This window comes from Acinetobacter sp. ANC5681, from assembly GCF_023488045.1.
In the GTDB taxonomy this organism is placed as follows: Bacteria; Pseudomonadota; Gammaproteobacteria; order Pseudomonadales; family Moraxellaceae; genus Acinetobacter.
The window spans coordinates 112,293-124,807 of record NZ_JAMFKZ010000003.1 but is presented as its reverse complement, the minus strand read 5'-3'; the positions used below and the strand labels follow the sequence as shown (position 1 = coordinate 124,807).

At 38.8% G+C, this 12,515-nt stretch carries 21 protein-coding genes; 20 read left to right on the top strand and 1 reads right to left on the bottom strand.

All coding sequences use genetic code 11. The annotated features are described in order from the left end of the window. The first annotated feature begins 44 nt into the window (after positions 1-44). The 14 genes from M5121_RS03220 (at position 45) to M5121_RS03155 (ending at position 6,930) form a co-directional block, all read left to right on the top strand. Positions 45-212 (top strand): hypothetical protein, encoded by a 168-nt coding sequence (locus M5121_RS03220; protein ID WP_249570318.1) that lies wholly within the window; start codon positions 45-47, stop codon positions 210-212. A gap of 10 nt (positions 213-222) precedes the next feature. Further along, a complete protein-coding gene (locus M5121_RS03215) occupies positions 223-1,647 on the top strand; it encodes a phage portal protein (protein WP_249570317.1) in 1,425 nt (474 codons plus the stop codon). After that, positions 1,644-1,937: a head-tail connector protein gene (locus M5121_RS03210; RefSeq protein WP_249570316.1), complete on the top strand. Its 294-nt coding sequence runs from the start codon at positions 1,644-1,646 to the stop codon at positions 1,935-1,937. Before M5121_RS03215 ends, M5121_RS03210 begins: the two co-directional genes overlap by 4 nt. Before the next feature lie 7 nt (positions 1,938-1,944). Continuing rightward, positions 1,945-2,124, top strand: a complete 180-nt coding sequence (locus tag M5121_RS03205; RefSeq protein WP_249570315.1) for a hypothetical protein — start codon at positions 1,945-1,947, stop codon at positions 2,122-2,124. A 10-nt stretch (positions 2,125-2,134) separates the two neighbouring features. Next, positions 2,135-2,482: a phage head closure protein gene (locus M5121_RS03200; protein ID WP_249570314.1), complete on the top strand. Its 348-nt coding sequence runs from the start codon at positions 2,135-2,137 to the stop codon at positions 2,480-2,482. 8 nt (positions 2,483-2,490) lie between these two features. Next, positions 2,491-2,952, top strand: coding sequence for an HK97-gp10 family putative phage morphogenesis protein (locus M5121_RS03195; RefSeq protein WP_249570313.1), 462 nt, complete (start codon positions 2,491-2,493; stop codon positions 2,950-2,952). After that, positions 2,949-3,311, top strand: a complete 363-nt coding sequence (locus M5121_RS03190; RefSeq protein WP_249570312.1) for a DUF3168 domain-containing protein — start codon at positions 2,949-2,951, stop codon at positions 3,309-3,311. Before M5121_RS03195 ends, M5121_RS03190 begins: the two co-directional genes overlap by 4 nt. A 179-nt stretch (positions 3,312-3,490) precedes the next feature. Next, positions 3,491-4,012 carry an antA/AntB antirepressor family protein gene (locus M5121_RS03185; protein ID WP_249570311.1) on the top strand — a complete coding sequence of 174 codons (522 nt, stop codon included), beginning with the start codon at positions 3,491-3,493 and terminating at the stop codon, positions 4,010-4,012. Between the two features lie 72 nt (positions 4,013-4,084). Then, entirely contained in the window at positions 4,085-4,549 is a 465-nt protein-coding gene (locus M5121_RS03180) for a phage tail tube protein (RefSeq protein ID WP_249570310.1), read from the top strand. 40 nt (positions 4,550-4,589) lie between these two features. Further along, the gene (locus M5121_RS03175; protein WP_249570309.1) at positions 4,590-5,123 is read left to right on the top strand and encodes a phage tail assembly chaperone family protein, TAC; all 534 of its coding nucleotides are present in this window, start codon (positions 4,590-4,592) and stop codon (positions 5,121-5,123) included. Positions 5,124-5,134: 11 nt separating this feature from the next. Beyond that, positions 5,135-5,353: a hypothetical protein gene (locus M5121_RS03170; protein ID WP_249570308.1), complete on the top strand. Its 219-nt coding sequence runs from the start codon at positions 5,135-5,137 to the stop codon at positions 5,351-5,353. Between the two features lie 248 nt (positions 5,354-5,601). Then, on the top strand, positions 5,602-5,841 hold the full coding sequence (locus M5121_RS03165) for a hypothetical protein (protein ID WP_249570307.1): 240 nt from the start codon (positions 5,602-5,604) through the stop codon (positions 5,839-5,841). A 23-nt stretch (positions 5,842-5,864) separates the two neighbouring features. Further along, positions 5,865-6,533, top strand: a complete 669-nt coding sequence (locus M5121_RS03160) for an ImmA/IrrE family metallo-endopeptidase (RefSeq protein ID WP_249570306.1) — start codon at positions 5,865-5,867, stop codon at positions 6,531-6,533. A 73-nt stretch (positions 6,534-6,606) separates the two neighbouring features. Next, positions 6,607-6,930 (top strand): hypothetical protein, encoded by a 324-nt coding sequence (locus M5121_RS03155; RefSeq protein ID WP_249570305.1) that lies wholly within the window; start codon positions 6,607-6,609, stop codon positions 6,928-6,930. Positions 6,931-7,069: 139 nt separating this feature from the next. Here M5121_RS03155 and M5121_RS03150 read toward each other — a convergent pair whose 3' ends face one another. After that, positions 7,070-7,438, bottom strand: a complete 369-nt coding sequence (locus M5121_RS03150; RefSeq protein ID WP_249570304.1) for an Arc family DNA-binding protein — start codon at positions 7,436-7,438, stop codon at positions 7,070-7,072. Between the two features lie 117 nt (positions 7,439-7,555). On the opposite strand from M5121_RS03150, the gene M5121_RS03145 reads away from it, so the two are divergent. From M5121_RS03145 to M5121_RS03120, 6 genes are all read left to right on the top strand, one after another. Further along, a complete protein-coding gene (locus tag M5121_RS03145; RefSeq protein ID WP_249570303.1) occupies positions 7,556-7,720 on the top strand; it encodes a toxin-antitoxin system HicB family antitoxin in 165 nt (54 codons plus the stop codon). Positions 7,721-7,801: 81 nt separating this feature from the next. Further along, entirely contained in the window at positions 7,802-8,176 is a 375-nt protein-coding gene (locus M5121_RS03140; protein WP_249570302.1) for a hypothetical protein, read from the top strand. Beyond that, positions 8,173-8,889: a Rha family transcriptional regulator gene (locus tag M5121_RS03135; RefSeq protein WP_249570301.1), complete on the top strand. Its 717-nt coding sequence runs from the start codon at positions 8,173-8,175 to the stop codon at positions 8,887-8,889. The genes M5121_RS03140 and M5121_RS03135 overlap by 4 nt, the downstream gene beginning before the upstream one ends. Before the next feature lie 60 nt (positions 8,890-8,949). Beyond that, the gene (locus tag M5121_RS03130) at positions 8,950-9,450 is read left to right on the top strand and encodes a DUF4468 domain-containing protein (protein ID WP_249570300.1); all 501 of its coding nucleotides are present in this window, start codon (positions 8,950-8,952) and stop codon (positions 9,448-9,450) included. 4 nt (positions 9,451-9,454) lie between these two features. Further along, positions 9,455-9,790 carry a hypothetical protein gene (locus M5121_RS03125; protein ID WP_249570299.1) on the top strand — a complete coding sequence of 112 codons (336 nt, stop codon included), beginning with the start codon at positions 9,455-9,457 and terminating at the stop codon, positions 9,788-9,790. A 57-nt stretch (positions 9,791-9,847) separates the two neighbouring features. Further along, a complete protein-coding gene (locus tag M5121_RS03120) occupies positions 9,848-12,493 on the top strand; it encodes a hypothetical protein (protein ID WP_249570298.1) in 2,646 nt (881 codons plus the stop codon). Positions 12,494-12,515: the final 22 nt, after the last annotated feature.

Genomic DNA, 12,515 nt, shown 5'->3' with positions numbered 1-12,515 from the left:
ATATCTGAACAATGAAAACTCACTGTTGAGCTATGGGAACAGCTATGAAAATTGAATATTTAAAGGTTATGCACAATGCCAATGTTGGTGATGTGCTTGAAGTAACCAATTTTGAAGCAAATATCTTGATTAAAACGGGTGTTGCGAAGCCTTATGAAGAACCGAAAAAGGCCGCAACTAAACCTAAAAAAGATGTAAAAACCAACGAATAAGGCGGTAGAAATGGGCATTTTTGACTGGTTTAGAGGTAAAAAGAGCTTTCAAAGTGTCCATAATGCTGGGCAGACTTGGAATAGCCTATTTGTGCAAGAGCCATACTCAGGTGCTTGGCAGAAAAACGATGAATTAACTAGGGATGACCTTGTAGCTTCTTATGCTGTGTTTGCTTGTGTAAGCCTTATCTCTAAAGACATTGGTAAACTACCAATTCTATTGAAGCGCAAAGAAAAAGGGGTGTTAGTTAATGTAGATACCCCCGATAAATTGCGAGTTTTAAAGAAACCGAACAATTATCAAACTTGGCAACAGTTCCAAGAGCAGTGGACTTCAGGCCTGTTGCTGCGTGGCAACACTTACGTGTGGAAACTTCGAGATGTCTTTGGTGAGGTCTACCGAATGGTAGTGCTTAACCCTGATCTGGTTACGCCACTTGTTGCTGAGAACGGCAATGTGTTTTATCAGCTTAATACTGACCGCTTAACACAAACTGAATCTGTGATTGTTCCTGCGTCTGAAATCATCCATGACCGCATTAATGCTTTTTACCATCCTTTAGTTGGTTTATCACCAATCATGGCGTGTGGTGTTGCTGCTGGAATGGGTGTAAAGATCATTAAAAACGCAGCCAACTTCTTTGGAAATGGAAGTCGACCAGGTGGAATCTTGGTTGCTCCTGGGTCAATAACTAAAGAGAAGGCAGAAGAAATTCAAGCACGCTGGAATACAAACTATTCAGGTGCAAACTTTGGTAAGACAGCAGTTATTGGCGATGGTATGACTTATACCGCATTAGGTATGAGCGCTGCTGATTCACAAATGCTTGAGCTTCTTGAAATGTCTGGCCGTGTTGTATGTAGCGTATTCAATGTACCGCCTTTCAAGATTGGAATTGGCACCATCCCAAACGATTCAGAGCAAGCGAACGGAATTTATTACTCTGATTGCTTACAAGCCATGATTGAAGCGCGAGAGAATTTAATTGATGAAGGGTTAGACCTGCCAACTTATAAAGTTGAATGCTACTTAGACATCGACATGCTTATCCGTATGGATTCAGAACGTTTCCACACCATGGTGCGTGAAGATGTTAAGGGTTCATTGCTTACACCGAATGAAGGACGGGCCAAAGTTGGTAAATTGCCTCTGAATGGTGGCGATACCGTCTACATGCAGCAGCAAAACTACTCGCTTGAGGCTCTAGCCAAACGTGATTCTAAAGAAGATCCATTTGGTAAGTCTGAATCTACTTCAAGTCAGGCTGATAACTCTCTTAAATCGCTCTATAAGGGTGTATTTAAGGATGATGTTAAGTATGAGAAAGGTCAGTTCATCACTAAAAATGGCTCATTGTGGCATGTTGAAAACGATCATTTGGGCGAGTTTGATCATAAGAACTTTAAGTTATGTGCGAAGGAGTGGGCAGAATGAGCATAGTTACTCTTGAAGAAGTCAAAGAGCACCTTCGTTATGACGATGATTCCAATGACACTAGCTTGGAAATCTATAGAAAAGCGGCTGAATCAGCCGTTTTACGCTATACAGACGAAGCGCATCATGAATTGCCATATCCTGAAGAATTTCGCTTAGCAGTGCTTGTTTATGTCGGATATTACGACAAGCACCGTAACGCTGAATCTGACGCACCTGTGAATGGTAATTTCATGCCGCAACCTGTTCAAGCACTTCTATTCCCTTATCGAACTCCAACCGCTGTGTGAGGTATTTATGGTTGATTTGAAAGTTAGAGCAAGTAAAAGAAAGCCAAAAGGAGCTACGCATTTTCATTACATTGACAAGTTTATCTACTATGCAATTAAAGGTGACCAAGTTTGGCAATATGGTGAAGATGGTATATGGCGCATTCGCACAGTAATAATTAAATCTCCAATGATGGAACTATATTGAGGTAGTTGTCATGGGACAGAACGCAGGTGAATTACGACACCGCATCACCATCCAGCATTATGTCGCTGGTGGTCGAGATGAAGATGGTTTTGAAGTCGAAGGCTCTTGGCAGGAATACAAACAACTTTGGGCCAAAATATCTCCATTGTCAGCAAAGGATTTAATTTCGGCACAAACTGATCAATCCCAAGTGGTTGCTCGTATGAAAATCCGCTATCGAGAAGACATCAACACGACGATGCAAGTCATTTGGAAGGGTCGTATGTTCTCAATCCAAAGCCAAGCCCTTGATGATAATGAAACAGGCAATATTTATTGCACTTTCTTACTTGGGCAAGGTCTTGAAAAACCAAAGTAGAGGTATTTATGGCAGGAGTAGAAGTTGAGATTACAGGTCTTGATGATGTTGTAAACCGACTTCAAAGACTTGCCGATCCACGCAAGACAAAAAGTATTGCTCGAAAAGCCGCACGACAAGCAATGAATATTGTGCGTGATGCCGCTCGTAACAATGCAAAAGCTATTGATGACCCTGAAACAAGCGAGAAGATCTTCAAAAACATTAAAGTTTCAGCTGGCAAAACACGCAATCCGAATGAAATAAAAATGCGTGTTGGTGTAGACGGTGGAGCATCTTTTTCAAATCCCAATCCAAAGCCAACAAGCGGTGGTGATACTCGCCATTGGAGATGGGTCGAGTACGGAAGATCAGGCGTTCCCGCTGTTCCATTCATGCGTCCTGCACTGGAAAGCAACATTCAGCAAGTCACAAACAAGTTCTCAGAAGTATTTAATGCTGAACTAGATAAGGAATTGGTGAACCTATGATGTTTCTACCTATATTCAAAACATTAAATGCTGATGCAGCAGTCAAAGCCATCTTTGGTGACAACCTTCGCATCTATGAAGACATTGCGCCTATAGGAACATCAACACCATATGCAGTATGGCAAGAGGTCGGCGGCAATGCTGAAAATAGCCTTGATTGCCCTGCAAAGACCGATCACATCATGTACCAAGTTATGGTCTATGACACTAATCAAAAACGTGCTTATGAAGGTCGTGAAGCAATCCGAAAAGCTCTAGAAAACCAAAGCTATATATTAAATCCACGAATCAGCGGATATGAAACCGAAACAAAGCTATTTAGCCGTGGATTTGATGCTAATTGGTTTTTGACTCGATAAAACACACAACCAACCTGTTCCACTTTTAACCGAACCTGTCAGCAATGGCAGGTTTTTTTATGCCTGTAAAAAGGCAACCACTGGCTAGGCTGATCCCCGAAAGGAAGATGGTCGTTTCGACTATTCATTGCATCTTCTTGCCAGTGTTTCTTTTTTTAATGAGTAGTCGGAGCAGATCAATGAATGCAATTATAAAAATTGAAAACCAAACTCCATTCGTCGAAGTTGAATTAAATGGAAAAGTCCAGTTGGGTGTAAATGCCCGTGACCTGCACAAAATGCTAGAGAGCAAGCAGGACTTTTCAACATGGATTAAGCGCAGAATCTCCCAGTGTGGATTTGAAGAGGGTTTTGATTACGTTCGCCTCCACCAAAAAATGGAAGCCAATAACGCTACCCTAATTGAATACATTATTTCTGTAGATATGACTAAGCATCTAGGAATGATGGAGCGCAATGGGAGAGGTCATGAGATACGAAAATACTATATTGAGCAAGAGGAATTAGCTCGTCAGATGCAAAGCGGCTTGCAAGTACAAATTGCCAAGCTTTGGCTTGAAATAGAACAAATGACAAATGCCTTATCAGCATGTGGTCGCTTTTTAAGTGTTAATGGCAAACAAACAAAACCAGCAATGATTCGAGAATTGGATGGCTTAGTCAAACAAGCGCAGCACAAATTAGATTTTAAAGACGATTAATTCAATTAAATCACAACCAACGCACCCAATCGGGTGCTTTTTTTATGCCAAAAATAAGAGGAGTAGCTACTCATGGCAGAAGTCCGCGTACAAGGTACGAATGTTTACGCATTCGACGGAACAACCATTACACAACTTGCATGTCTAACTGCAATTGACCTAGGAGGTGATTCAACCACTCGAATTGAAAAGACATGCTTAGACGAAACACAAAGCAAATCTTATCTCACTGGCTTGGCTGATCCAGCTCAAGGTTCTTTAGGTTTCAATTTAGACACCGAAAATGAATCACATCTGCAAATGATTGATTGGGCAGAAACTAAAAAAGATGGCTTAGAGTTCTATCTAGGTTCATCTGAGGGTACAGCAGCACCAACAGCAACAGGTGGAGTAGTTACATTGCCTGCTACACGTTCATGGTGGTCTTTTAAAGGCGGTATCTCTACACCAGTTCCATCTTTTGAAGCAGATGCTTTAGTGGGTTACACAGTAACTTTAGAGCGTGAAACAACAGTTGCATTCACCCCTAAAACCTAATATCTAGCCCCGAAAGGGGCTTTTACTTTTGAGAATTAAAATGGCTAAAGTAGATTTTAAGAAGGCGAAAAATATTACTAAGGCTGGTGCGCCAGTTGAGCGTGATGTTAAGTGGTCTGTAGAAGTTACCCAAGAAAATATAGAACAGTTAAAAGCTGTCTCTGAAAACCCAAAATTGACTATTGGTGATGTTGTAGAGCTTGAAGGTCAAGTCTTTGTAAAACGTATGAGCTTTAAAGCAAGTCGTGAAGCATCAAAAGCGATTGAATGGGATTTTGATGTTCAGGACATTGAAAAATCAAAAGTAAAATCAGTTGATTCTGACCATCTGCAAGCATCACAGATTTTAGGAACGATTTGCGAAGATAGTAAGGGAACCCCTTTCTTTTCTTCAATTCAAGACGTTTATGATTCAGATCCAAGCTTCATTAATGCTCTCTACAAAATTGCTGATGATGTGAACAACTTCATGGGAAAGTTAGTGAAGAAGAACTCGGAAGAAACGAACTCCTCTGTGAACTCGTCCTCAACGGAATCGGTGGCAACACCATCGAAGAAGCAGAGCAAAAAATAAGTGTTTCTGAAATGTCTATTTGGGCTGCCTATAGATCTAAATACGGCTCTCTAAATATTGGGCGCAGAGTAGAACAGGCTGTGGGCAATATTTTATCTTTCTACGCGAACTCAAACAAAGGCAAAGGTGCTAAAGCATTCTCACCTTTTGACTTCATGCCACATGAGCAAAAGCCTAAACCTGTACAGATTGGTGTTGAAGATTATCTGATGAGTATGGTTGGGAGGTAGTACGATGGAATATTCGGCTATCTCTGAAGCTTTACGACTATTGAGTTGGCTATACCGACGACAATTAGTGGCGTGTAATGCGCATACAAATGCTAAAACTTACACACATAAGACTACAAAGTATTGACACGATCATCAAACTCGGCTATTGACGTGATGCTTAGACCGACGTATATTACCGAAGTAATAACCCTGTTATCCATGATAAGAGGGTATTTTTGTGTCATAAAATATTCGTGGGGTAGAATATGAGCCAAAAAGTAAGAGAAATACTCTCTCTATCTGATGATCAAGTTAAACAACAGTTTGCAGCGCATTGTGAAAAGATGGGCGAACAAGGGTTGGTTGATATTAAATTTTGTATTAAAGGCTATGATTCTGTTGAAGAGATTCAACGTCAATTTTTAGCAATCGAACAAATGCAATTAGAAGGTTTGACTAGTCAGGTGTCAGACTTTGAATTATTCAATATTGAATATTCTGCTTAATGTAAAGGAATCATATTTTAGACATGGATTCTATTTTTTGGGCAAGAAAGCTAACGCTAGAAAGAACAAATCAATTTGTACAAGATAATAAAGTTAGAAAATCGTGGATGGCTAACGATTTTCTAACTCAGGTTAATAAATGGGGAATAAACTACCCAGCTGAAATTGTTCCATTTAACTTAGCAAGTGTTACTAATCAAGCCATAAACCATATGATTATGTCCTATGTTAAGATTGGTCAAAATGGTAAAACACAAATCCTTGTAAATGATATTAATAATTTTTGCTGGAAAAGGTTCTATATTCTTAAAGAAATAGTTCATGTAGTTTCTTCTAATATAGAAAACACAACCATTGGGACGGATAGAATAGCTGAAGTTCTTACCAATCTGCATGACAAAAATTTTGATTTTTTAGCTCAGGATAAAGCTTTGCTTTCAGAAGTTGAGGCTGGTTGGGGAGCTATCGAACTTTTGTTAACTAAAGAGATTGTAGAGAAAGAGGAAGCAGCTGTTGGCGGGTACAAAAACTTAACAGATAAACATATTACAGATATTGCCCATAAATATAGAGTTCCAAAAGTTGTTGTAAGAGCAAGATTTACTAATGAAGCCTGTAGATCTATTTATGACACAGCTTATAAAAGTACCTTGTATCAAAATGCGCAGTTTATGCCAATTTATAAACGATAATATTGATCAAATCCATACTATAAATACCCTCACCCGAGGGTATTTATTATCAACAGTATAAAAAGCCAAACACATGAAAAAAATATTATTAATTTGCCTTGCAACGATGATTGTCGGTTGCCAAAAGCAACCTGAAAAAGTAAATGAATCTGTTGAAAAATCTTTTGAGGTATCTGACAAAAAGATCGGAAAGTTCTTAGATATTCTTGATGATCCACATGCTGATAAAGAATTACAACGCAAAGTCCTTTGCACTGACTATCCGAAATTGTACAAGCATGAGTATTTGCCAGCGCTACAAAAGCTTTCTCAGGCTGAGCCTAAGGATAAGTTGATGAATGACTTTAAAATTTCTAAAGACTACTACAGTGAAAAGTTAGGAATAACCTGTGATTAAAGACTTCACCCAACCTGAATATTCAAACCCAGTTATGGATATGTGGGAGTTCTTTAACGAAAACCCACAATTCAAGCTAATTGAGTATGAACCTGTGAAAGGTGGAGTTAGGGTGTTTTATCATGTGGTGAGTTGATTATCAGTCGTTATCCACACTGATATCATCTACATCATCTAAACGCTTAATTTTCCTTTTTTCTTCTAATTTTTTGGCTTTCTCCCAATCTACTGTGTTAGAAAATTTGCTGTAATCTTCTTCAAATTTATCAACATCAATATTTGAAAAAATTTTCTCAATGCGATTGAGCTTTTCTGCAAGCTCCTCATCAGAAAATCGCAATGGCGAGTATTCCGATTCATTATCAAAGCTTTGCTCTAATCTCGCAACCATATCGGCATTCATTGATCTATTGTAAGCCTTGGCTGATATAGCAATCTTTTGCTTCAACTCAGGACTTACTCGTAACTTAACTGTAATAACGTGGCTGTTGTTTTCTGAGTCCATCATAGAAAAATCGAGAAAATAGTTAACTGAATTATCACCCCCATATTGGGGGTTGACAATAACCCCACACTAGGGGCATGATAACCCCACACCCCCACAATGGGTGATTTAGGAGGCGTAATGAAAACAACTCGATCAAAAACAATAGATGTACGAGTACGTGTAAAACCCAATTTGCATGAGAAGTTAAAAGCTTATGCGGATAAAGAAGAGCGTTCAATGAATTATTTAATTAATAAGGCTGTTGAATTTTATTTAAACAAAAGTGAGAGTGCGAAAGCATGAAATCAATAGACAACAAAAAAGCCCCTGAGTCTTGGCGGAATCGGAGCTTGATTGAAGTCATAACAGTGAGATATGAACAAGATGAATATACCATTTACGATTGAATCTGACAAGATTCTAGACCTTGAAGACCTACTACCTAGGATTCCAAGTGATTTTATTTTAAAAAGCATAAATAAAAAGGAGCTGGAAGATGCTGAAGTTGATCTAGTTTCTAAGATTAATAATGCAGTCGATAACGCAATAACCCCTCTACCATTAGGTATTAGTGCAATTGGAGAGCTTCTCGCGCATAGTTCAGACCAAGTTGATTCAGACACTATTCAAAATATTGGGTGGTTGATAGAGGCTCTTGGGCGCCAAATGTTTGCTTTATCTAATCTTCAAGAAGTTAGCAAAAGTATTTTAACTTCTAACAAAGGGTTAAAGGGTGACAATGGAGGGTTGATGTCATGAATGCACTTGTAAACACTAGTATTCAGTCTATGACCAGTTTAGAAATCTCTGAACTTGTAGAAAAGCGTCATGACAATGTAAAACGTACTATCGAAAGCCTTGTAAATACTGGAGTAATTGTCCAACCTCAAATTGAGGATGAACAATCTAAAGATGCTATGGGCAGAACTCGTACAACCCAAGTTTATATATTCACAGGTGAGCAAGGAAAACGAGACAGCATTATTGTAGTCGCTCAACTTTGTCCTGAATTCACAGCTCGTTTAGTTGATCGTTGGCAGGAGTTGGAAAGTCAAGTATCAAAGAAACTGGTTGCTTTACCAGAGAATTACTTGGATGCACTAAAGGCATTAGTTCAAAGTGAAGAACAAAAGGAACTAATTGCTAAAGAACGTGACTTTGCCATTGAAACCAAAGCCCACATCAGTGACAAGAAAACTGCAACAGCTATGGCGACTGCTTCAGTTAAGTCTAAAGAAGCAGAAAAGTTAAAAGAACAGTTGGGTGAATCCAAAAACTATGCTTCGGTTAAAGCTGTTGAAAGCAAGGTTGGTGGTAAATATAACTGGCGTGAATTAAAAAAATGGTGTGTCGCTAATGGCAAGAAGATTAAAGACATTGCAGACGCTAATTACGGAACAGTAAAGATTTATCATAAAGATGCATGGAATGCGGTTTATGGAATAAAGCTAACGGATTTATTTAGCTCTTAACGATAACTAGCATTTCCCTCTAAAACAAAATATCCTCGTAGTAAATAACGGGGATTTTTTATGAAAAAAATATTAATCGGAACATTTTTAACTTTTTCTTTAACTAGTACTTTTGCTAATGAGCCTTTAAAAGAAGTTTCAGAGGTTGTTGAATTTCCAAACATGGCTCAAAAACAAATCTATGATGCATCAAAAATTTGGATGGCTAAGGTATTTAAATCCTCAAATGCAGTTATTCAATATGAAGATACTGGTACTGGAACAATTATTGGCAAGGGTAATATGCAATACCCATGTTCAGGAACATGGAACTGCTTGGCGCATAAAGATTATTTAGTACTTTTCACGGTAAAAGTAGATACTAAAGATAATAAGGCAAGAGTTACATTTAATGATTTGTTACTGAAAACACAAACAACAATAAATGCAGGAATTGTATCTAAAGGTTTTGAGGTTGGTATTTATGTACCTAAAGATAAGGAATTGGTAGAGGCTGGTCTTAAACAGGTAATAGCTACATATAAGCAAGACCTACAAAATCAAAAGAATGATAATTGGTAGAATTATGAAAAATATTATTTTAATGAGCTTAATGTTTGTATTGGTAGGATGCTCAAAAAATCAGAATCCTGTTGATCAGGCTTCTGGGAAAAAATATTGTGAGTCTCTTGATTCACTCTCAACGTCCGCAATGACAGCTAGACAAAAGGGTGTTGCATTAATTGAAGTTCTAAAGATGGCAGATACTGTTGAGGGAGCAGAGGATCAAAAGAAATATGTACAGATTATTATAAAGCAGGCATTTGCAGAAACGAGATACTCATCACCTGAATATCAAGCAAAAGCTATAACAGATTTTAGAAACAAAATTTATTTAGACTGTATCAATAAATACGTCTAGAACCCAATAAATCATCAACCTCGCACTTGCGAGGTTTTTTTACACTCGGAGAAAGCTATGTCGGTGAAACTTGGTACATTAACACTAGATTTAGTCACGAAGATTGGAAATTTTGTTGGTCCGATTAATGAGGCTGAAAGCAAACTAACCAAAAGCTTCTCTAAAATGCGTGACTCTGTAAATAATTATGGGCTTATTGCTGTTTCATCAGGGGCAGCGGCAGGGGCCGCAATTATTGCTATGGCAGATAACATGGCAAAACATAATGCCGAACTTGAGCGTTTTGCTTATCTAGCACAAACATCTGTAGCTGAATTTCAGAAAATGTCTGTTGGCGCAAAAATGATGGGTATTGAGGCAGATAAGTTAAGCGACATTATGAAAGATTGGAATGAGCGTTTTGGCGATTTCTTGACTGCTGGTTCAGGACCACTTGTTGATTTTATGGAGCAAGTTGCAGTTAAGACAGAGAAAGGTGCTAATGGAGCAATGAAACTTGCAAAAGAGTTATCAAAGCTTTCAGGACCTGAATCTATGGGATTATTTGTCAAGAAAATGGAAGATGCAAATCTATCACAAGATCAAATGTCCTTTTTGATGGAAAGTATGGCATCTGACTCAACACTTCTATTACCACTCCTTAAGAACAATGCAGAAGGAATGCGCTTGTGGGGTGAGGCTGCTGAACGTGCTGGCATTATAATGGATGAAAAGACGCTTAAAGCCTCCAGAGAGCTACAAGTTCAAACCCAAATGTTAGATATGCAATATGAAGGGCTTAAGAAACAATTATTAAGTGCTGTTATTCCTGCATTAGTTGATGTATCGGAGGCTTTATCTAGTGGCAATAAAGAAGCACATGGAATGGCCGATGCGGGAGAGATTCTAGCTAATTCTTTACGTGGGGTGGCTGCAGTAGGAATTGGTGTTTATGCAACTTTGAACTTAATTGCTAATGCCATGGCAGGAATATCAAAAAGTGCTTTAGATTCTTATCAGCTTACACAGAAAGCTGCTGAAAGCGGATCGTGGTATGACAAATTGCCTGGAATAAAATTACTAAAAGGGGGGCTAACCTTTGGGGTCACAGCAAGTGCTGAAAACTCTGGTATTGGTATGGCGCTTGCAGACAATGCGAAGGTTTTAGAAGAATCGGCAAATCGTATAAACGGGCTGGTTGATACAACTGTATCAAACGCCACTTCTAAACTCGGCTCGCTAATGGAACAGGCTAATAAAACAAATACGGCTGCAACCAAAGGTGCCCAGGATTGGCTTGATAAACAAAATAAGGTATCTGATGCAACTAAAGCAGCGACTAAAGCACAGAGCGAATTAAATCAAAAACTAGCAGAACAAGCTAGAATTCGAGAAGCATTAATTTATGAGTTTTCTGACAAACCAAACCAGATGCGTTTAGAGTTAGAAAAGAAATTAAGTGAAATCTCTAAAGCTGGGTTTGATGCAAAAGACACATCTGACTTCACAACCATGGCGAAGGAGCGCTTTAATGCAGAAAGGGCGCTATATTTGGCTGAACAGGAATTCGAAATTAATCAGCACAAATATAGCGAACAAAAGAAACTTGAAGAGGAATTTAAGTTAAATAACCTTAGACTTAATGCAAATACTCAAATGTTAGATAAGCAGTATCAAGCAAATTTAAAAGGTTTAAAGGATAAATATATTCAGGAGAAGGCATGGCTAGACCTCGAAAAACGCCAACGCATAAGTGATGCTTCAGAAGCATTTCGTACTGATATGGATAACATCGAAGCTCGTTATGCATTTCAGCGAGAGCAGATTCTTCTTAATAAAAGTATTGAAGATGATGAGCGTAAGGCTCTTCTAAATGCTTCTGTTTATTCGCAAAACAAAGATGAGTCACAGATCAGAGATAATGCGATAAGTAATTATCGTGATGTAATGGGGTTTGATGAGTCACCACTTGTCAGGCAATTTGAAGCTCTACAAAAAATGCGTGATCTGGATTTACTTAGCGAGGAAGCTTATCAGAAATCTAAGCTTGATTTGACCTTAAAATATGGAGCTTCTTATGTGCAGTCTATGCTTGGTGGTTTCGCCTCTTTAGTAGATGAAAATTCAAAAACCTATGCGGTTTTGTTTGCAGCACAGAAAGCATTTGCAGTAGCACAGGCAATGCTAAACATTCCTCAAGCATATTCAAAAGCATACGATGCTGTAGTGGGAACCCCGTTTATTGGACCATATATCGCTCCAGCAATTGGTGCAGCCGCTGCAGCTCTTCAAGTTGCACAAGCCGCTCAGATTAAGGGAGTGCAAATGCAAGGCTTCGCAAACGGTGGTTACACAGGCGCTGGCGGTAAATATGATCCAGCAGGCATCGTCCACAAAGGAGAGGTAGTTTTCTCCCAAGCAGATGTAGCACGTTTGGGCGGTGTAGGTAATGTTGAAGCTATGCGAACTGGTAAAGGCTTTGCGGATGGTGGGGTTGTAGATACTAAAGTTTTGGATATGTCAGGAAATCAGGCTTTGAGCAACTATCTATCTGATCGTCAGGCAGCGAACGAACGCAGTTCTAGCCAAACTGTTGTGGACAACAATACTAAAGTTTTAATTTTCGATGATAGACAAGCTATGGAACAAGAGATGCTAGGCGCAGCGGGTGAGAAAGCATTCTTGTATCACTGGAAGAGAAATCAAAGCAAATTAAGAAATTAGTTTAAGTATTGAATAAACCGAC